General features: G+C 55.9%; 17 protein-coding genes. 4 read left to right on the top strand and 13 right to left on the bottom strand.

What is annotated here, in order from left to right:
* Nucleotides 1–874: 874 nt before the first annotated feature.
* From VFU50_04935 to VFU50_04885, 11 genes are all read right to left on the bottom strand, one after another.
* Nucleotides 875–1,069, bottom strand: coding sequence for a hypothetical protein (locus VFU50_04935; GenBank protein ID HEU5232183.1), 195 nt, complete (start codon nt 1,067–1,069; stop codon nt 875–877).
* Between the two features lie 110 nt (nt 1,070–1,179).
* Nucleotides 1,180–1,974 carry an RDD family protein gene (locus tag VFU50_04930; GenBank protein HEU5232182.1) on the bottom strand — a complete coding sequence of 265 codons (795 nt, stop codon included), beginning with the start codon at nt 1,972–1,974 and terminating at the stop codon, nt 1,180–1,182.
* A complete protein-coding gene (locus VFU50_04925) occupies nt 1,971–2,993 on the bottom strand; it encodes a stage II sporulation protein M (GenBank protein HEU5232181.1) in 1,023 nt (340 codons plus the stop codon). The genes VFU50_04930 and VFU50_04925 overlap by 4 nt, the downstream gene beginning before the upstream one ends.
* Nucleotides 2,994–2,995: 2 nt before the next feature.
* Nucleotides 2,996–4,567: a DUF58 domain-containing protein gene (locus tag VFU50_04920; protein ID HEU5232180.1), complete on the bottom strand. Its 1,572-nt coding sequence runs from the start codon at nt 4,565–4,567 to the stop codon at nt 2,996–2,998.
* Nucleotides 4,568–4,625: 58 nt separating this feature from the next.
* A complete protein-coding gene (locus VFU50_04915) occupies nt 4,626–5,651 on the bottom strand; it encodes a MoxR family ATPase (protein HEU5232179.1) in 1,026 nt (341 codons plus the stop codon).
* A complete protein-coding gene (locus VFU50_04910) occupies nt 5,648–6,907 on the bottom strand; it encodes a DUF4350 domain-containing protein (GenBank protein HEU5232178.1) in 1,260 nt (419 codons plus the stop codon). Before VFU50_04910 ends, VFU50_04915 begins: the two co-directional genes overlap by 4 nt.
* Nucleotides 6,900–8,663: a DUF4129 domain-containing protein gene (locus tag VFU50_04905; GenBank protein HEU5232177.1), complete on the bottom strand. Its 1,764-nt coding sequence runs from the start codon at nt 8,661–8,663 to the stop codon at nt 6,900–6,902. Before VFU50_04905 ends, VFU50_04910 begins: the two co-directional genes overlap by 8 nt.
* Before the next feature lie 360 nt (nt 8,664–9,023).
* The gene (locus tag VFU50_04900) at nt 9,024–9,575 is read right to left on the bottom strand and encodes a hypothetical protein (GenBank protein ID HEU5232176.1); all 552 of its coding nucleotides are present in this window, start codon (nt 9,573–9,575) and stop codon (nt 9,024–9,026) included.
* On the bottom strand, nt 9,576–10,232 hold the full coding sequence (locus VFU50_04895; GenBank protein ID HEU5232175.1) for a hypothetical protein: 657 nt from the start codon (nt 10,230–10,232) through the stop codon (nt 9,576–9,578).
* 8 nt (nt 10,233–10,240) lie between these two features.
* The gene (locus VFU50_04890; protein HEU5232174.1) at nt 10,241–10,882 is read right to left on the bottom strand and encodes an RDD family protein; all 642 of its coding nucleotides are present in this window, start codon (nt 10,880–10,882) and stop codon (nt 10,241–10,243) included.
* A gap of 435 nt (nt 10,883–11,317) precedes the next feature.
* Nucleotides 11,318–11,683: a hypothetical protein gene (locus VFU50_04885; protein HEU5232173.1), complete on the bottom strand. Its 366-nt coding sequence runs from the start codon at nt 11,681–11,683 to the stop codon at nt 11,318–11,320.
* 350 nt (nt 11,684–12,033) lie between these two features.
* On the opposite strand from VFU50_04885, the gene VFU50_04880 reads away from it, so the two are divergent.
* Entirely contained in the window at nt 12,034–12,549 is a 516-nt protein-coding gene (locus VFU50_04880) for a hypothetical protein (GenBank protein ID HEU5232172.1), read from the top strand.
* 172 nt (nt 12,550–12,721) lie between these two features.
* Nucleotides 12,722–14,068, top strand: a complete 1,347-nt coding sequence (locus tag VFU50_04875) for a S8 family serine peptidase (protein ID HEU5232171.1) — start codon at nt 12,722–12,724, stop codon at nt 14,066–14,068.
* A 73-nt stretch (nt 14,069–14,141) separates the two neighbouring features.
* On the opposite strand, the gene VFU50_04870 is transcribed toward VFU50_04875, so the two are convergent.
* Complete coding sequence (locus tag VFU50_04870) at nt 14,142–15,503, bottom strand: nucleotide sugar dehydrogenase (GenBank protein HEU5232170.1); 1,362 nt, start codon at nt 15,501–15,503, stop codon at nt 14,142–14,144.
* Nucleotides 15,504–15,577: 74 nt separating this feature from the next.
* On the bottom strand, nt 15,578–16,966 hold the full coding sequence (locus VFU50_04865) for a hypothetical protein (protein ID HEU5232169.1): 1,389 nt from the start codon (nt 16,964–16,966) through the stop codon (nt 15,578–15,580).
* Nucleotides 16,967–17,255: 289 nt separating this feature from the next.
* Between VFU50_04865 and VFU50_04860 the strand changes: the two genes are divergently transcribed.
* Nucleotides 17,256–20,249 (top strand): choice-of-anchor D domain-containing protein, encoded by a 2,994-nt coding sequence (locus VFU50_04860; GenBank protein ID HEU5232168.1) that lies wholly within the window; start codon nt 17,256–17,258, stop codon nt 20,247–20,249.
* A gap of 584 nt (nt 20,250–20,833) precedes the next feature.
* Nucleotides 20,834–21,534, top strand: a 701-nt coding sequence (locus VFU50_04855; protein HEU5232167.1) for a choice-of-anchor D domain-containing protein, incomplete at its 3' end; no start/stop codon positions are given.

The following is a 21,534-nucleotide window of genomic DNA, read 5'->3' as shown; positions in this document are numbered from 1 at the left end:
TGGGAGCGGCTAGCGGGCCCTGCAGCGATCCAAATGCACAGGTGCACTGAGTCCTAGTATGGAAATCGTTCCGTGCTTGAACGCTTTAGTTCCCGGTTCGTACCGCCACCTTTAATAATTCCCACTGCGGCAGAGTAGTTTCCGACAGCCTGCAGGTGCTCGCGACTGCTGCCGTTGACAGTCATTACAAGGCCGATCCGAGCCTTCAACCTTATGGCGCGCGCGGACGAGCGAGGTGTCTCGAGGAATGCGGAATTCCACCTGGAATTTCTGCTTTCTTCCTTGCCGGGAAATCAATCCGGCAGTTCGTTGATTATTGTGGGTGGTTACGGTGGGACGTATTTCCCGAAATGGAATGCACCTCCAGGGATTCCACTGGCGTGCGACAGACGAGACGTTCTTGATTCGTCGCTCTCCTGTTTTCAGAGGGTCTCTTTTTCAGATGGCGGCTGACTGCGGCTTTTCCAGGCGCGCGTTTGATAGGTCGCCGTTCGCTCGCGAACGGGCTAAGCACAAATGCACGAGGCTACAATGTTCGCGCCCGGTGCATCGCAATACTCGTCATCCTTTGCCGATGAGCCCGAAGGCGTCACAACGTCCATGCTCTTACCGGAAGTACGATGACGACCCTCTCTGCCGATTGGCAGGCTTCTACCTTCTGGAACTCGTATCCCGCCAGGGACCCCGCACGCAGGTGATCGTCTGCAAAGAACACGTGCATAAGGCTTGGGAGTTTGGGCAGCGGATGCTGATCAAGCGATTCCCGAATCGAAACTTGCGCCTGGCCGCGATTCGCCTGATGCCTATTCTGGAGGCGACCAGATGCCGGGCGATGGCTGCGGGAGCCGAATAAAATTTCGACGAGCCACGCTCCTTACTTCTTTTTTTGTGCGCGCCTGGCTCTTTCTTCGGTGATCGTGTTTTGCTTCAGCTGGAGGAATTTCCGAATGACGTTATCGATCTCCCCGATCTTCTTCAGTCGATCTTCGACCTCGTGACGCAGTTTTTCCCGCTCTTGACGGAGATCTTCCAGCTTGGAACGCAGGAGCGTCTGCTTTTCTACACTCATTGATAACAGCTGTGTTAGTGAGATGAGGCGAACATCATAGCAGCGTTGTGTGCTTCGGCGCGGGGAATCTAAAACCTGCAAACATGCACAATCTCAGGCACGAGATAGCATCACGACCTTCGTTGATCTCCGAACAGGATGCCGGAGGCATTAATCAAGTACTGTTCGTCGCTGAGCCTCTCAACCAATTCGTCAGGGAATCGACAGATTTCGTTCTGCAGGTATTCGGCGAGCTCACGATAGATTTCCCGCCGCGCATAGGAAGCTAGTTGGTTGCGACGGCGTAGCGCATCCTGGATCAGACTGGCCAGTTGCGGCGTTGCTGCTCGGCGTAGATGCACCGCGATTGTCGGATATTCCATGAAGGAGTTGTACTTCTGGCGAGTCCAGGACTCCTCCCACGGTATGGTCAGCGGCGTTTGGCGTACAACCAGCGTCCCCCCCACTTGATCGCCGAAGCGTTGCATCAGAGGGCTACTCAATACGGAAATTCCTCCGACTAGATATGCGAACGGTAGCGCATCAACAACGCGCATCAGATTCCGTATCCATGCCTGTTCGATGCGCAGCGGAAATCCGGTCTGGTCAATTACGCGCAAATGAAAGAGGCGTTTTCCAATCGTTTGTCCGTTCCAAAGACCCTCCAGCACCGCGCTATAGGCAAACCCAATTGCGAGCTCCGCCAGCGTAGTAGCCATCACGCCAAATCCCGGCGCTTTCGCGAAGATCCAGTAAACGAGCAACCCGATTCCGTTTACTGTTCCCAGCACAATCACGGTATCGAGCAAAACGGCATAGAGCCGGGAGGCGGGACCGGCCAGTGGCAACCGAAAAAGCACGCCTTCGGGCGTAGCAATGGTCAGTTGTACCGCCGTGGACGCGTTAGCGGAGCGAATATCCGTCACTTGTTCTCCGAAGGAATGGCAGAGCCCATCTTGGTCGCGGTCCCTGTTCGTCCAATCAGCAGCAGATACATGGTGAGCAGCAATAATTCTGCTAGAGCAATCCCAACCTTGAATCCATACGGCAGAACTGGCGCGTGATGTTGTGAAAAAAAGGCCTCCATGATTCCGGCCCATACCAGCATCATCGCCAGGCCGGCGACCAGCACTAACCATTCGCGCATCGATTGACGAACATTGCGGTTCTCGCGCCGATGCAGCAGTAAGCGCGCCAAGTAAAACCCCGCTTGTCCGGCGATCAAAATCGATGGGATCTCAAACACGCCGTGTGGCAGTAGCCACGCCGTCATGAACAGTCCAAAGCCTTGCTTCGTATAGTGAACGGCTACGGCGCCGAGCAGTACTCCGTTCTCGAAAAGAAGGAGTGCCGTCCCAATGCCAAACGTTACGCCGAGTGCGGCTGCGAGCAGCGCGACCTCGATGTTGTGCCTGATGAGTTGCCCTGAGAACGCGGCTTCCGTCTGTGCGGACTTCTCGTGTGCCGCTCCTTGCTCCTCTTCGTGCACACGCTCGGCCGGATTACGCAGGTAATTCGCCGGCAGCAGCACGTCCACCGAGGCGGGATCATAGCGCACCGCGAGTCCGCCCAGGGTACAACCCAAGACCGTGACCAGCACAGCCAGAGCAAAATAGCGGGACTGCCGCCGTACCGTTTCGGGAAATGTCACAAAAATTCTTAACCAGCGGCGCGGCTGCCAGATTTGGGAGCGCGTGGGCGGCGCATAGTATAGCTCGGCATAAGCTCGCGCGACCAATCGCTCAAGGTACTGTGTTAGTTCGGGCGCGAGGGCGCCGTGAGTAACGCGATTCAAATCCGTGGAAGCCTGGGCGTAAAGCTCTTGCAGTTGTTGCGCTTCATCTGGATTCAACCGGCGCTCCGGTCGGCTCTCGAGCACGCCCAGCAGTGATTCGAGGTTCTTCCAGCGCGGCCGCGCCTGTGCCTGAAATCGTTCGAGATTCAAAATCACAGTCGCTGCTCCCGTTTGCTTTCCAGATATCCTTCAACAGCGGTTCGCAGGAACATCTGCGCAGGGATATAGCGCACATGGACGTTCATTTTGCGCATTTGCCGGGCGAAGGCGCCGAGACGCTGGTTTTCTTTTTCACTCGCGAGCGCCGCGTACACATCCTCTTCGGTTTGCAACTCTTCACCGGCCGAAAATGCGGACCGTGCGTGTGTCGGCAGGATGCTAGTCATTAACAGCGCATGTGACGTTCCGACCAGGCCAACTCCGCGACGCAGAGAATCGGAAACCGAGCGCTCCGCCAAGTCTGCCAGCAACAGCAGGTAGGCGCGCCGCCGCAGACGGACCCGTATTTCGCCAAATAACGCTTCATAATCCGCGGTTGTCGGCAAAGGTTCAATGTGCAGCAGGCGCTCACGGAATTGATGAAACTGTGATTGACCGCTTCCTGCGCGTAACCAGGACTTCGGCTCATCCGCGTAGGTGACCAGCCCGAACTCATCGCCAAGTTCAAGCGCGACGCTGGCGCCGACCAATGCCGTCTCCACAATCAAATCCAAAAGTCGCCGCGGCGCTCGTTGTGGTGAGAGATCACTCTCGGAAGCTGTGGCTGGATGGAGTGCAAGCGCCGACGCCCGCGATTGGTCGATTACGAAATATACTTCCTGCTTCTGCTCCCACTGAAAAAGCCGTGTGACCGGGCTGAGGCGACGCGCCGTCGACTTCCACGCGATCTCTGAGAAGTTATCCCCAGGCTGGTATTCCCGCAGGCGCTCGAAATCGCGCCCGTGGCCGATCCACGGCGTCTGTTGAGAAGCTACAAAGGATCGATAAACCGGGCTGCGCAGAATCTCCCGCCGCGCGGATCGCAAATCGGCTTCGATTCGCAAGGGCTCCGGCAAATCAAACCACTGCCGCAAGCGCCAGATTTTCAGGTGCGAAGTTCGCTCGATTCCGATGCGCGGCCCAGGCCACAACCCTCGCCGAAGTAAAGCGATCTCCGGCATCCAGCACCACAGCTGAGTAGGCTGCGTTTTTGGATTGGTCGATTGTTTTTCCGCCGAATTCGACTGCTCCACGCTTAACCGCTGAGGTTCCCTTTGCACTCGAAAAGCAGTGTCGCTCTCTTGTGTTGCCGGCATGATTGCTACCCGGAATTCCCGAAACGGTAGGCGTGAGCTCGAGCCGGTAAGCGCCAGCGGAACCTGGATCGTCTGTCCTTCACGTCCGCGAAGACCTTTTTCTGAACACAGCAGGACTGGTGCGCCTTCTTGTCGAGTGAGCCACAGAGCGAGCGCATCACCGCACACCAGCAGCATCACGGTTGCGCCGACCAGTCCGAAAAACTGCCAACCGTGGCGCGGCCAGGGTGCAATGCAGGCTCCGAGAGCCAGCAATCCCAGCACCCAAGCGAACCAGATCTCTGGACTGAACTGAGTTCCTACTGGGCGAAGCGGGATCCGTCGCGCAAATTCCTTCTTCTTTATGAGCGGGTGAGAATGCGTCGGCATAGCCGTAGCTTCGGCTTCGGCCACGATAACCGCGCCTCGCGTACCAACCTCCGCCTGCATCGCATCTCCCGCTCTCAATTTCGGTGCCCTCCTTCGGAGCGCTCACCAGCAAGGCGGCTCACCGCGGTACTTCTACTGTTTCCAGCACCGCATTGATGACCTCGCGAACCTCGACGCCTTCCATCTCGAAATCAGGCCGCAACAGCATGCGATGTTCCAGCACGGGTATGGCTAGCATCTTTACGTCCTCGGGAAGTACAAAATCGCGGTCCTCAAGCGCTGCAAGCGCGCGTGATGCCGATAACAACGCGAGTGTCCCGCGCGGCCCAGCACCAACCCAAACTGCCGCGTGTTGGCGTGTTTGACGAACTATATTCACGATGTAGCTGCTTACTGCCTCGCTGACGCGCACACGCTCCGTGGCTGCCCGCAATTGCTCGATTTCATCAGGCTGCAAAACCGGCACCTGTAATTCTTCGGCCAATCGGCGCTCCGGCGCTTCACCGTCAGCTACCATTCGCGCCAGTTCGTTTTCTTCTTCTGCCACCGGATACCCCATGCGAATTTTTACGAGAAAGCGGTCCTTCTGAGCTTCTGGAAGAGGATATGTTCCCTGGTGCTCGATCGGGTTTTGCGTTGCGAAAACAACAAAGACAGCAGGCAGCGCGCACGTTGCGCGATCAATTGTTACCTGTCGCTCTTGCATCGCTTCGAGCAAGGCAGACTGTGTTTTGGCGGGCGCACGGTTGATTTCATCCGCCAGGAGAAAATTGCTGAAAATCGGCCCCCGCACCAACCTGAATTCTTGCGTCTTCAGGTCGAAAATGCTGGTGCCGGTAATGTCGGCAGGCATCAAGTCCGGAGTAAATTGAATCCGCTGAAATTCGCCCGCGACCGCCCGCGCCAGCGCCTTCACGAGCAGAGTTTTTCCCACTCCGGGAACGCCTTCAATGAGCGCATGTCCGCCGGCGAGCAGGGTGACGAGCGCGAGATCGATGGCTTCGTTCTGGCCGACGATCACGCGGCCCAGCGCTTCTCGAAGCCGGCCCGCTGCACTCGTAACGATCGCGGACGCGGCCGACGCCGTTTCTGTGGACGCCGCTTCTGTTTGCGCATTCGGACCCACTAACGATTTCTCGTTCATGCGAACCGTGCCTCCTCGATACCCTTCTTCGGTGAAGATGTGGAATTGTCATGCGTATCTCGCGCAGGTCGAGCCGAACCTGTTGCGGCTAGGCGCCGCTCCTCGATAAGCCGACTCAATTCCCTGTAGCCGGCCAGGGGAGGCTGCGCCAGTGCGGTGCGCAGCCGCATGCTGGTCTGTGGATCTGCTGAAATCGCCTGCGCATCTTGCGGTGAGCGACGGCGGAACTCTTCCCAACACTCCGCAACGACCTGTTCTGCCGCGATGCTGCGCTGGAGCAGGCGTCGCGCAGCCACTCCGGCGCCTTCGCTATGACGCACGATCTCCGCGTTCTGCTCGCGGGCCGGGTGTCGCCACAAATCACCGCTCATGCTCCAAAGCAGCGCCAGCAAAGTCGCCCAGAAAAGCAGCAGCGCGCCATCGAGCCGGTAGCGCTGCAGCAGCCAGAGCACGCCTTGATTCTGGTGAAGTCCGTGCAATGTTTCATCCACCCAAACGACGGGCCGGCCGCCGGCGAGAAAATCCAGCAGCGCCGGATTTGGACTCCTCTCGATGGCTTCGTTCAACAAGAACGATTCCTGGCTTGCGGCGATAAGTTCGCCATTTCCGACTCTCCGCATTGCCATATAAACATGCACCGGTGAGTCAGCCTCTGCTTTGGCCTCAACGGAACTTGAATAAAGGATGGTCCAGGCCGGGTCGGTCTTGAGCCACGGGGCATCGGCGGAGAGAAACATTTTCTCGCTGTCTGCCGACATTGCGCCCGGATCGGGAGCGATCCAGATTGGTCCGGCATGTGGAGCTTTGCTCCACTGGTTTTCGACTTCCCAATCCTGAGACTTGGATTTCAATCCCCAACTGGGAGCGACCAGCACGACGCGCCCGCCACGCACAAGAAAATCTTCCAAGCGCCCGCGAAGCTTCTCCCCGACCTGGAATTTTCCGCCTTCCATTTTCCAGTCATTCGAGGGGAAGCCGCCGATAAAGAATGCTGTTGTCCGCGACGCGTTCTCATCTGAGAGGGTGTCCTCGTCCTGGCTGCGCTTCACTTGATAACCAGCGCGCGCATAAGAATCGAACAACAGGCTGGTGCCGTAGGGATCCTCGCGCAGGCTGGATCCCATATCGCTCGTATTCGACTCGTTCTGGTGCGCCATGAGGAGCAGGATCGCGAACACTGCCGCAAAAATTCCGGCGGCCATCAGCGGACCTCGCCAATTGAGCGCCATGCCTTGGCTGAAGCGATGGTTAAACACAGTTGAGGAACTCCCGCTGATCGTGGCGATACGCACTGACTGCCTCCGGCGTTACCATATGCCGCCCGTACCACACACGATCGAATTGCCGCAGACTGCCGCGCAGTCTCTCAGGAATTTCCGCCCGCTCTTCGACCACTGCTTGCGGCCGCCGACGCCATCGGCGGGAAAACTCACTGAGATACTCGCGATTCGTGCGATCACGACGAATCGTCAGCCATTCGCGGTGCTCCAGTCCCGCGAGCAAACCAAAGTATGCGGCGCGGAGAGCGAACCGCAGTTCGCCTTCCAACTCTAACCGCCTTGCCATCGCGAACCATTCCTCTTCAGAGCGTTCGCCCGCCACCGCACTGTCGTTCAGATCGGCATGCGGCGCAAGGCTCAGTGGAATGGAAACCTGTTCCGTTTTGGGCCGCCGTCGCAGCCAGAAGAACACTACTCCCACCGCGAGAGTCAAAATCCCGACAAGTGTCAGCCACAAGCGAGCGTTCTTCAGTTGCCAGGCGCCGTGGTTTTCCGTTCCGAGCGTCAGGCGCAAGCCGGGCAGCAGTTTGCGAAGAAACTCCCAAAACTTATTCCAAGCGTATTCGATTTTGACGCCGATCTTTTCCAACAGCCTGTCGAGCCATGTGGGCGGGCTCGGATGCTCGGCATCGTGCCAGCGGTAAATCGCACGCTGTGACTCGTGATCCACAGCTTGACGCAATTTTTGAACCCTCGCCTCGCGAGCGGAGTCGCTAGGCACCTCGGTGGTGCTTCCAGCGCGCGGGACTTGGGATGCGCGTGCGCTTGCAGTCAAGGAAACGCCAGCCAGAATCGTGGCCAAGAGGAACAGTCCGACGGTCACGCCTTTGCCGGTCGTCCTGGATGTCATCATCTGTTCCTTCTTCTGCTGCTCGCGCGGCAGGCTCGCCATTAACGCGCGCAGGTCATCTCCTTCACGCCTCGATCGCAAATGCTGATAAACCACAACGAACGTACACTTCACGATGGCATCAAGCGCCAACCATGCGCCCGCAAACAACGAAAGCCAGAATGCCGAACTCTGCGTCAGCGCGGACATTCCCATTCGTGTAGACAGCAGTGTGTTCACGCCAAATATCGAATGGAGAAGCTGCGGGACAATCATGGCCAGCAGAAGGCTGTTCAGCCACACGGCGATCCAGAGAGGAAAGAGCATCAGGAAGAGAAGCAACCCTCCGCCGAACCATTGACTCCCGAGCGCCAGACAGCCGGCAAAAGAATGCTTCTCGCCGCCATCTTTCTGCACTTCAAAGCTGGCAAACTGGCACGCGTTGTAGAACCATGATGCTCCGGCGACAGTCGCCAATGTGATCAGCGCGCCGGCGGTCAGCACGATCTTCCACGCAACGAGACGTCCTACAGCCGCCATTTTCGCGCCTATGCCTTCAACTTTCGACGTAGGCGTGTTGAACGCCAGCTCGCGAACATGGCGCATGTAGCTGCCGACCATCCAGATGCGGAAAAGATACGCACCGGCGAGCAGCGCGGATTCCAGCAGTAAAGTTCCATTCGATAAGCGAATCTGCCCGTTGATCACCCACATCGGAATGAAACAAACAACCAGCGGCGCGGTGCCGATGTAGTAGCGCCAAGCCTCGCGTCCGAATGTTGACCGAAACAGCGCAAATCCGCGTTCCAGTGCTTCCAGCGGGCTTAACCGGTTTCGGCGCGCGCGCGCAGACGCCAGGTGCGCGCGTTGTGGTAACGACGGAACCTGTGCAGCTTCACTCATGGCGTTGCCGAGGCACCTCGGTCTTCGGCGGCGGGTCCAAACTTCAAATGTTCTTCTGGTCGATTCGTTCGCCAACTCAGCAGAGCAAAGAAAAGCGCGGTGAGACAGACGATGGCGGCGAATCCAGCAAGCAGATCCCACAATAAACGCCGCAGCGATGCCTTCGGTGCGAGCGGACGCGCTAACCGACGCAGACAGGGCGGGCAGGCAAGCTTTCCCTCCTCATCGGTTACGCATTCGCGGCAGAATGTTCCTCCACAGTGCGGGCATCTTGCCGCCGCCTCCCGCAACGGATGAAACAAACACCGAGCATGGCTCAATCCGGTCGCGGGAGATTTGCGGAAAATATCGGCTGGTTTCTCAGGAGCCATTCGTCTGCGTCACAACCGCGATGGAAGCAGTCGCGGATGCTTCGGACCTCGTTTCAGCGTGAGGTTCCGCCGGTGAGGTAGTCGTTCGCGCATCGGGTGCGTGTTCGATAAACGTGCGAGTCGGGCGAACCGCGGCATCAATTTTGGCAAGTACCTTCTGCGCGTTACGAGTTCGCTTCACCAGCGGCAAGTCGACCGTTGCTCCCGTAATGCGAATGCGCGACCTGGCGGTCGGCCCGAGCGCCAGTTCCAATGCCATCCACGCCAGAGCCAGGCCGACGAAAATCTCGCCGGCGGTGGAATTCACAAACTCCCACAAATAGGCGCCGAGAAATGCAAACAGTATCCCTGGAATGAAGCGGAGCCGCCAGCGAGGGCTGGGCCACACAATGACGGATTCCAGGTCGCGCAGATAAAACCGCCGATACTCGACCGCATACATGGTGCGCTTCGCGGCAAGCAAACAGTCGTGGCTTAGATACCACTTCGTGCCGCCAGTTAGGCTGCTGACGCGCGATATTCTGCGGAATGCACTGCTCAATCAGCGCGCTCCCGCCATCCAACGTCCCAACGTCGCGCCGGCAAACAAAAGTGGCAGCCAGGCCAGGCCGACATACGCCACCCAGAAACGCCACCCAGACCGCGGAATCAAATAAGAACGTGGCGCCTTGCGGTACTTCACGTGCAAGACGATCACTGCCGGAATCGCCGCTACAATGACTGGCCAAAAGAGAATCCAACCCCATCCTATTGCCACCGCGATGGAATCATAGAGCACATCGCGATACCGCCATTCCGCTTTGCCGGCTTCAGCGCCAGATTGGTCGCGCCCCCGCTCAAAGCACGCCGGACAAACGTGTTCGGCTCCTAATTGCAAATCGCACAACCGGCAGACGAACCGGCCGCACCGTTCACAGCAAGCCTGAAACGCCTTATCGGGATGAAAAAAGCAGGTCGCTTGAGCGGAAAGAGCCGTAGCGGGCGTTGTGTTCTGCCGGACAACGGGCCAGAGACAGATCTGCAGTCGGCTGGTGCAGAACGCGCAGGACTGCCATCCTCCGTCAGTCTCAATCGGTACCACGTCCCCTCCGCAAATGGGACATGAGACTGCTGTGGTTCCCATACCCGACGATGGCAACTGATCGCTTGAGGAAGAGCGCGTCGCATCGGCTGTGAACGGATTGATACTAAGGTTCACAGCATGCCCTATTTGTAGATCACCCTCGTGTCACATACCCGGTCATGCAAGGCTCGCTTCTCATCATCCACGCCCAACATGATCGAGCTAATCAACATGAGGACGGTATTTACATAGGGAATGCCGCTGGTGACAACATTCCACATGAAAAAACGCCCAAAGCATACGCCCCAACCCAGGCTGCGGCCGTCAGATCGGACCACTTTTAGTCCGCACGCCATCTTTCCAAGAGTCGCACTGCGGTACTTCAGGAACAGGATCTCGTAGCAAGCTGCCAGGAGGTAAAAAGCAACGAAAAAAGTGATCATCCCGTACCCGAACACGGCCGGATTGGGTGCGCCGGCCGCATTTCTCGCTTGGTTCCCCGCACGCAACAGGTTTGGGATAAGCACAGCCGCGAAGATCAGGATCGGGACCACGAATACCAAGCTGTCAATGATGCGTGCACCGAAACGAACCCAAAATCCGCCGTACTGCCAGGCCAGTGGCGAAGCGCCGGCAGCGCCGCTCGCCATCAGCCGACTCAGGAATGCCGGCTTGCACTCGGCGCACAACCAGTTTCCGGCGATCTGGACCAAGTCGGAGTGAGCGAGTGGCCGTCGGCATTGGGAACACTCTAAGACTGTTTCGATCGGAGTTTGCTGGCCCATTATGGATATCCTCCAGTTTTGTGAAAAGTCCGACTAAGCCTACCGTAAGTGGTTCGCGCCGCCAAGTACATATCTATTCCCAAAGGCCATGACCTGTGATCATGTATGCACTAGTGATCAATAAGACAAACTGTCGCCTCAACCATTCACAGCAACACAAATCGCAGCAGCTATGAAACTGTGGTAAGGAAATCTTGGACTTGCGCCACAAAATCAGATGGCCAATACTGCTGCGTTTACCAACGTCACTCCTGTTTCATCGCCTGCTTTAATGTGAAGACTCGCAGACCAGGAGGGCATGCGATGGGATCAAGTCTCTGAGGCTCGCGCTTATTGGTGGCGTACAAATGATAAGGAAGAAGAACGTCAGCACCGCTCTGATCCGTATTCCGCTTTCGTACGCCTCTTCGCGTCTACGCGAATGGATCGCTCGTCCTAGATGTCGGTGCGTCCACCCAACTCTTCCATCATCTTCAGTAGTTCCCCTGGATCGTGTGTGCTGACGGTTTTGTCTGCCCACGAGCATCTCGCGCTTATGCGTGGGTCGAGGCAGACTATGCGGATGCTGTCGCTTTCGGCTCTCACGTGTTCGGCGAGCTGTTTGGCGCCTTTCAACTCGCTGTCGATTACAACCGCGTCCACTTTGGGAAAGCGTTTCAGCATCTCAAGACCTTCTTCTGCGGAGTAAGCGGTGATTACGGTGTGCTTCGCGGATTCGAGCAATAGCTTGCGGGTGGAGACGGGATGACCTTCCTCGGCTTCCACCGCCAGAAAGCTGAGCCGAGTGCCGTTCTTCTTCATGGAAAGTCGGATGCGATTTTGTAACGGGCAGGTTAGCGTCAGTCAAGCGACAATCTTGAAGGGCCTCAGATGGCGTGCACGGCCGGGACGGCGATTGCGGCGAAAATGGGGAGCGTATGCAATGCCAATCTCTCCTGGGGAGGGGTCGCAGCCATTGGCATCTATCTTTTTGGGGCCTTCCTTCTAAGTTCTCTTTCGTTCGATTAGATCAAGCTCTGCGGCAAAAAGGCCGCCCGAAGCAAACAACCGAAAACCGACTACTGAGCATCTACTCTGGCTGCAGCCACCTGGCATGCTGGCGGACTCGCCCCGCTGCATTGCGCTTGTTGGGCTTCAGGAGCGCTCATTTTATGTCTCCCGCCCAAGTCGTTCTGACCGTAAATGCTTCCATTGCCATCGAAAAAGATGGCAACAGCCGCAATCCGCTGGAGATCTTGTTTGACAGTACGGCGCAACCGCTGCCCGCGGGTGCGCGAAGTTCATTCGTCAGTGATCGCCAGGTCCTCTACAGAATCGGTTCGGTTTACGTCGATATGGAGTTCGAGCGACAAGGCAGTTCGCAGCGTTGGCGAGTAGTTGGCCAGATGCTGGACAGTGCAAGACCTGGACATCCTTTAACCGGTGTTCCCGTTTGCTTGATCGAGCGCGGACGCAATGTTGTTAGGACATTAAGCAACGACAATGGCGAATTCCGGTTTGAGTTTGATGCAAGCAACGAACTTAAGCTTGAGCTGTGTATCGATCGTCGACATCCCGTTCATTTGCCCATCATGGTTACGCAGCTCCAGGTAGACACTCAGGCATTCGGAAAGAAGCGCAAGGCGAGTGCCGGGATGGGCGAGTGCTCAACAACGGAACCTGCATAGCTTCTGAATGCCTCGAGCCAGATTGCTTGCAACTCAAATCGCCCTGTTCCCCATGGGAGATGATATGAAAGCGACAGATCGAAATTGGTGTCCCTGCTGGGCGAAAGTTGCTGTTTGCGCATTTTCGTTGTGCTTTGTGGTGCTAACACCTCAGCCGTCTGCGGGAAGACCGATGCCGTCCATCGCGTTGGACGCGCAGTTGGGCGGTAATGTCTCTTCTCCCGCACGCTTTATCGTCCGCGACACGCTGGGATTGCCTGCGCTGAAGCTCACCTGTTTCCTTCTTGGATGCCAGGTTGTCCAAGCCATCGGCGACCCCAACGGGCAACTCTTCGTAATTCAGACCTCAGGACTGCTCAACGCTCAGGCATTCCTGACGCGATTACTGGCATCGTTTGGAATAGCTGATGCCGAACCAGACCTGACTGGGAATACACCCCCACCCCCGACGGACACGATGCCTTGGTACGCATACGATCAGGTCCCAATCTCTTACTACGGCGCCACTGTATGGGAAGGCTATGTGGTTCAAACGCCCAACCAAATCGTTCGCACCTCGTCCACGCAGTCTTCATTCAACGTTGCTGGCGGGGGGACAATAGTTGCGTTGATCGACACGGGCGTCGATCCGAATAATTCCATTCTTGCTCCGCATCTTGTGGGTGGTTACGACTTCACCCGCAACATGCAGGGTGGATCGGAGATGGGCGATGTCACTCAATCCACGGCGGGTGTCATAGACGGCTCAGGACAAACTGTTGGGACGAGCGGCTCCTCAGGTGTCGTGAACCAATCAACTGCTGGAGTCATCGACGGGTCGCAGTATTCCGCATTTGGACATGGAACCATGACTGCCGGCATCGTTCACCTTGTGGCCCCAAATGCATCGCTGATGCCGTTGAAATCGTTCAATGCTGACGGTACAGGTTATGTATCTGATGTTTTGCGCGCGATTTACTATGCGGTAAATCACAATGCAAAAGTAATTAACATGAGTTTTGAGTTCACTACCCCGTCCGTCGAGCTCGCGACCGCCATTACTTATGCCACTAGTAAAAGCGTGATCTGTGTGGCCTCGGCCGGGAACGATGCATCGATAACGATCGTTTATCCCTCGGGTTTGCCGAATGTGATTGATGTGGCCTCGACCTCGAACAACAATACTCCATCCTGGTTCTCGAACTATGGCACTCCTCCGGTCTGGATTTCAGCGCCCGGAGAGGCGGTACTTACTACCTACCCTTACGGAACCTACGCAGTGGGATGGGGTACTTCGTTTAGCGCGCCTTTCGTCTCTGGAACCGTAGCTCTGATGGCGAGCTTGGATTCGACAAATGCTGGCCTGCTGAACCAAGCAACCGCAGCCCAGGCCCTCTCTCATGCGCAACCGATTCCGCAGACACAATATGGCTTCGGCGTTCTGGACACTTATCAGGCACTACAAGCGTGGCAGAATTTTCTAAGTGTGAACGTCGCAATCTCTTGTTCTTCTCTGTCTTGCCAGGCTACTGTTCAGTGAAGTTGCGGTCGCCAATAAAAAAGCCAGCCCTTGAAGGCTGGCTTTTATGTTTTCGTATTAGCAGGGTGCAGCATTAACAGATGACGATATTCTCCGCTGCAATCCCGTGCGTCGCGTTGCGCGTGTCTATCACCAACTTAGCTCGTTGGACGATGTCCCGGTAGTCATAGTTTGAGTGGTCTGTGGCGATGAGCACGCAATCAAATTCTTCTATCTGTGTCAGCGGCGTACTTTGCATCTGCAGATCGTATTTTCTCCCGCGCCCCACAAAAGGAAAGAAAGGATCGTTGTAAGCGACGATGGCGCCCTCTTTTTGCAACAGCTCGATAATCGTGAGTGAAGGTGATTCACGCAGATCATCGATGTCTTTCTTGAAAGCGACGCCGAGCACCAGGACTTTGGATCCGTTCAGCGTTTGCTTGCGCTTATTCAGCGCCTCCGCCACGCTTGCCACCACGTGGTACGGCATGTGCAAATTCACTTCACCGGCCAATTCGATGAACTTCGTCCTGAAATCGAATTCCTTCGCTTTCCACGAAAGATAAAACGGGTCGATGGGAATACAGTGTCCACCCAATCCGGGGCCTGGGTAGAAGGGTTGGAATCCGAACGGCTTGGTCGCGGCTGCGCGAATCACCTCAAAGATGTCGATGCCCATCCGTAGACACAGCAGCTTCAGCTCATTGACCAGCGCGATGTTCACGCAACGGTAGATGTTCTCGAGCAGCTTTGTCATCTCTGCGGCGGCGGGAGAAGATACAGGAACTACTCGGCGAAAGACCGTGTTGTAGAGAGCCCCGGCATATTCCGTAGCGTAGGCATCAACTCCGCCAATTACTTTCGGGATATCTCTACGAGCAACCTCAGTATTTCCCGGGTCCTCACGCTCCGGCGAGAAGCTGACGAAGAAGACGTCACGATCCGCGGCGCCCACGCGAGCAGCCTTCAACTGACATTTGTTTTCTCGCTCGAGAATGGGCACAAGAACCTCCTCGGTTGTTCCGGGATAGGTTGTGCTTTCGAGGACGATCAACTGCCCTGCACGCAGATTCGGGGCGATCGCATGTGCCGTGCTCTCGATGTAGCTGAGATCGGGTTCATGATGTTCGTTGAGCGGAGTGGGGACGCAAATGATGATCGCGTCCATGCGGGAAAGCTGGGCAAAATCTGTCGTCGCACAAAAACCGGAAGACCTGGCCGTTGCGAGCTCTTCTCTCGGAATGCGGTAGATGTATGAACCGCCGCTTTCAAGGATCTCGACTTTTTTTTGGTCGATATCGAAGCCGGTGACGCGGAACTTCTCTTCGCTGAACAGCAGAGCGAGCGGCAGTCCTACGTACCCGAGTCCGATAATCCCAACACGAGCCTGGCGCGTTCTGATTTTTTCGATGAAAGTCTGCTCCTGCAAATCAGAGCAATGAATTGTCGTAGGCATAGGGACGAGCCTCCGTTGAGTGTTGAAATTTGAGTCTTAATTTCTAGAGGACGACAGGACCAGAGCGCTGTCGGTTATGGCTGAACTTGGATCAGATACACATCGGTGCACTGCCCGGGCACATGCATGTTAGTTGGGCAGCCGTTTGGATATGCCATGTTGCTGGTGAATACTATGTATTTACCGTCGCGGCTGATTGCCGCGCGTGGTTCAGGCCAGTAACCTGCGCTGCTGCGGGAACGAGCATGTGCCAGGCGATACACGGCACTGCCGTCGATCTTAGCCAGCATGATCTCGTCCTCATACAGTTCCCATCTACTGGCTGTTGGTGGAACTTGGTAATTAGGATCACTGGTATAAAACTCTGGTCCTTGTGGTCGCGCATCGAAGAAAGAAATTGCCGCCCAAGGCTGAGTTGCGGATCCACGATAACTCACGTGCCAATATTGTGGGCGATCGAGTAAACATATCGTTCCCGGACCGGTTGCCTGTCCGGCAATGATGTCCTGAAACGGTCTCACATCCATTCCCCATCCAGTCGGGCAAGGATTCAGGAGATTCGATAAAGTAACCCAGTTGTTCATCGCAATGAAAATTGAGTTACCGTTCATGTCGAATCCGGTGTCGTAGTGATCAGTGTTGTCTTGCAGATGGATCAGCGAACTGCCGGTCCACAGTCGAATCCCGTCTTCTGAAGCGGTGCCGTTATACGTGAACTCCATCGTCAGCTGATTGTCTGCTGTTAGCTGCAGCTTGTGCAGGCAGCCTGGTTGAGCAGCGCTGGCCACGCTTCCATTGATCGTGCAACTCGTTCTGTACACCGACGTTTTGGCCTGTTGACTGAGAGACCACACGAAGACATCCATCGTGTTATCGGCGTTTTGCCCAACTAGCGCGAGGTGATCGCCGTCCTGAGACAGATCCGCTGAATCCGGCGAAACGATACCGCTGTATTCGCTGAATGTGTGCAGAGGAGTGCTTTGAATCTTATTCCCGGAAACCGTGCCACTGAAGAGAGTGTTGTATGAGGCGTAGTAGAAAACATTTGCGTTTGTCGCATCCCACACCGGATGTCCGCCAAAAATTGGCGTATTTGCTGTGGGAACAACAACGTTTCCGTTCAGATCTTTAATCCTCCACATTCCATCGCTGGAAATGATGAACACCATCGTGTCGGTCGCATTTATCGGCGTGAATGTGGAGTAGTAGTGCATGAAGCCTAGATATTTCCCATCCCAGGCCGTCTCGTCAGTGGCGCTGTTCGTTAACCGCTTTACCGGACATCCGAAAACTGGATCAACGTAACTTTGGCCCGTTCCAGGAGGGCTGAACGAGTCCCAATTTGGAGCTAGGTACACAAGTCCATCGTTCAGCTTTCCGCAAAGGATCGCACTCTGGGCACTAGCCGGAAGAGCCGCGAAACCAAACAGAAGAAGTGCTGAATAGAGGAATCGATATCGCATGATGCCTCCTAACATTGGTTTAGCAATTTTGTTAAAGACATGAGGTTGCCCAGTTCCGTACAGGGCCTGGGTTACGAAAGTCTCATCCGCGTGCGACTGTCAAAAAGTGTGACTGCAGCAACGGACGGAATCGCAAGCACATGCAACCCGTTACCGCGCGACTAGTCCAGTCGTAATCTACTGACCCTCGGCCTCCACCTTTACAGTTCGTGCCAGTGATCAGTTCTTACCCTGACTGAATCCCTGTTCGGCGCGACTTGGGGTAGCACGCAGTTCGCTAGGAGGCCAGATGTCGGGTTATTCGCGCCTGGTACGCCCGCTCGTTCTTCTCGCTGCTTCGTTCTCGATCATAGCCATAACAGGTTGTGGAACTACTGGCGCCTACCCTTCTGGCAGCAGCGGCTCCGGCAGCAGTCAATTGACAGCGGGCAGCAGCACGCTCGATTTCGGCAATACTGTTCTAGGAACCCCATCCAGCAAGTCTTTGACGTTGACCGCAAGCGGTACTGCAAGCGTGACTATCAGCCAGATCAACGTGAGCGGGGCCGCTTTTAGCCTTTCCAGCATTTCGCTTCCGGTGACCATTGCGGCCGGTGCGAACACGACTCTTACGGTCACGGCGAATCCCCAGAGCACCGGCACGAGTTCGGGCACCCTGAGCATCGTCAGCAATGCCGCAAACTCTCCGACATCGGTGGTTTTGACGACCGTCGCATCTGCTCAGCCCGCGCCGGTGCTTTCGCTTAATCCAGCGTCTGTGAGCTTCGGAAACGTGACCGTCGGCAGTTCGTCTAGCAAATCAGTTGCGATTACCAACACCGGAAGTGCGAGCCTGACAATTTCGCAGATTAGTGCGACTGGCGCAGGTTATAGCGTCAGCGGACTTTCACTGCCAACCACTCTTGCGGCGGGAGCGAGTACATCGTTTTCAGTGAGTTTTGCCCCTTCAGCGACAGGCAGCGTAGCCGGTAATGTGTCGCTGGTAAGCAACGCGCCGAATTCCCCGGCCAGCATGCCGCTGAGCGGCGCGGGTGTGGCGGCGCCGACGCCTCAATTAAGCGTGAGTCCTACGAGTCTCAGCTTCGGCAGCGTGACGATGGGAAGTTCCAGCACGAAAGCAGTCACGATCAGCAATACCGGTAATGCCAATCTCACGATCACGCAGATATCTACCTCGGGAGCAGGTTTCAGCGGAACTGGAATTACGCTGCCGCTGACGTTGACGCCCGGGCAGACAGCCAACTACTCAGTCCAGTTTGCTCCCGCCGCAACGGGCAGCGCCTCCGGACAGATCTCGTTCGCCAGCAACTCGCCGACCAATCCTGGCGTTTCCCTATCTGGTACAGGCGCAACTGCGACAGTGCTTCAGCTGTCAGTGAGCCAGAGTAGTCTGGCATTTGGCAGTGTCACTGTAGGAAACAGCAGTTCGCAAACCGTTGTGCTCACGAATAGCGGCAACGCAAACGTATCGATCTCTCAAATTACCGTTACAGGAGGCGAATTCAGCGGGAGTGGTATTACCGCTCCGCTCACGCTTACGCCAGGACAAAACGCAACTTACACCGCCCAATTTGCTCCGACCGCTACGGGCAGCGCCTCCGGACAGGTCACCTTTACCAGCAACGCGTCGAATAGCCCGACAGTCGTTTCTCTATCCGGAACGGGCGCCGCTGCGACGGTTCTGCAGCTCACTGCGAATCCGATCAGCATTAATTTTGGAAACGTAAATATCGGCAGCACAGCGACGCAATCGATCGCGGTGACCAACACAGGTAATGCGAATGTGACGATCTCCCAAATCACGCCGTCCGGCAGCGGCTTCAGCGGAACCGGCATCACGGTGCCGCTCACACTCGCTGCAGGACAAAGCGTGAACTACACCGCGCAATTTGCGCCGGCAGCAACGGGCAGCGTCACCGGGCAGGTTTCGTTTGTGAGCAATGCGGCCAACTCGCCGACCACAGTCTCTCTCTCGGGCGCGGGCACGACCGCCAGCTCAGGACCGATCTGCGGCAAGTTGAATGATGGATTAGTTCACCTGCCGCCAAACTATGACACCTTTACACCGCCAGCCGCCGGACAGAGCTACGTCGATCCTGTATTCGGCTGTACTGTGCAGCGAGTGACCAATGGCAGCGCAGAAACTCTCGGTGACGGAACGCATCCCGGCTTGATGAACTTTTACTCGACGCTGACCGCACTCAATGCTGCCGACAACATGCTGTTTGTCGTAGCGACGGATGGAAACTGGAGCATTCGCGGCACCAGCGGCAACGTTGTGATCGCCACCAGCAAAATGCCGAACTTCAGTGGACATCCGGTGTGGGACGCTACCAACGGAAATGTCTTCTACTACGCGCTGAATAATAGCGTGTTCAGCGGAACCATCAGCGGTACTTCGCTCACTTCGACCAATCTTCATACCTTCACCGAGTACAGCGCGGTCACGTCGATGGATATGGCCGACCTCTCGCAGGACGGCGATCACATGGCGCTCATCGGACAGAACAGCAACAGCACCATGGACATCTTCGTGTGGTCCTTCAGCCAGAAAGCGAAGACCTCGGTTTACACAACGAGTTGCACTGGCACCGTCGCCGGAGCAGGACAACCCGGATGTTTGCACAAGCTGCAACTTACTCCGGACAATCGTTTGACGATTCAATTCACGAACGAAGGAACGGGAGCTGAGCAGGGAGTCAGACTCTGGACCGGCAGCACCTTAGTCCACATGCAAGACGTCAATACCAACCACTATGACACCGGCTCTGATCTGAACGGCAATCCAATCTACGCCAGTGTTGTGAACTCGACGGTTCTTTCCAGCGCCACGAGTCCATGCGCCAGCGGATGGGGATTAGACGTCCGACAGTTGAACAACATCAAGTCAGCCATCTGCCTGCTAGACAATCAGCCATACTGGCACATCAGTTATCGCGGCAGTGCATCTCAACCATGGTTCGCGATTTCGTTCTTCGATTCCCGAACGCCCAGTCCCGAGTTCTTCTTCACCGACAGCAATTACCAAACCGCGTCGACGGCGAACTGGCAGCTCTATGAGGACGAGATCATCCTGGAGAAAGTAGATGCTTCACAGGTCTATCGTCTCGCGCATGCGCGCTCGCGCAGCATGGAAAGCTATTGGGCACAGCCTCATGCTGCTATCAGCCGCGACGGCAAGTACGTCATCTTCACCAGCGATATGGCTCATCCCAACGGCTGTCCCGCGAACATGCATGTGGCCAACGATTGCTCCGACGTGTACATGATCAAGGTGCAGTAGGCGGTGCGAAGAGGAATATTAGCTTTCGCTGCTAACAGCGAAATTAACAGCGAAAAGTTTCGGCGAATTCGGCAGAATGCGCGTGAATCCAGCGATTTCGTCAACTCTCTGCGCGGGAACAGGGAAATAACAGCGAATAAGCCTACTCATCTTCCTAACTCACAGTTGGCATCGAGTTATCTATTTCCAGCTCGGATCTTGCGAGAATAACAGCGTATTAACAGCGAAAAATTCCAATTCCGAAACTCTCGTACATCCTAGTGATCTCTAAGTTCCTCAGAGACTCTGGCGAGTGTCTAACATCCAGCACTCGGACCATTATAGAACAAAACTGAGAATTAGCATATCAATGCATAGAGTTAGCACTGTACTCGCACCAGCCGACCACTAAATTCTCTGCTGTAGCACCATTTCCTTCATTACACCGCTCCCCTGGTATTCCCAATAAACCACCGAGCTTCTTATGCTTATCGCATTACGTAATTAAGAGAGACATTACTCGCCGAGCGGCTTGGCGTTGCACGTGCTCGCTTGTAGTCCCAAACCTCAGGCCGACAACTCCAAAGACAGGTAAATACAACGACATGTCGCGAATGCGTGTTGCCGCAATTCTCGTAGCTACTTCTGCGTTTTTATCAATCAGCACAAATTCAGCAATGGCTCAGGGAGGCCAGATCACCCCTCTTATTGCTTTCGGCACCGTGAACGCAGGGTCGAGCAGCACCATCGGCATGACCCTGACCAATAGCGGCAGCACCAACACCACCATCAGCCAGGTCAGCGTGAGCAACCCAGCTTTCACGACCACCGGCATCACAACGCCATTCACACTTGCTGCAGGAGGTACAGTAACCCTCAGCATCACATTCGCGCCTCAGACAGCCACAAGCTACTCCGGCACCGTGAGTGTCACCTCCGATTCAACAAACTCACCTCTGAACATCGCGCTCTCCGGAACGGGAAATCAATCTCCTGAAGCTCAACTCTCCGCGAATCCGGCCACTGAAAACTTTGGCAACACAAACGTTGGAACGACGGCAACCCAGACGATCACGTTGACGAACAAAGGAAACACGAGCGCGACGATCAATCAGGTAAGCGCCACTGGAACCGAATTCTCGGTGAGCGGCCTATCGACTCCCTATACATTAGCCGCGGGCGGTACGACATCATTAAAGGTGAGCTTCTCGCCCACTTCCGCAGGAAGCTATAGCGGAACAGCTTCGATTGTCAGCAGCGCAGTCAATTCTCCAACCACCATCGCGCTCTCCGGCACAGGAGCGAC

This window comes from Terriglobales bacterium, assembly GCA_035764005.1.
Lineage (GTDB): Bacteria > Acidobacteriota > Terriglobia > Terriglobales > Acidobacteriaceae > Gp1-AA112.
Note: the sequence above shows the minus strand (reverse complement) of the source record. Positions and strands in the feature narration are given on the sequence as shown.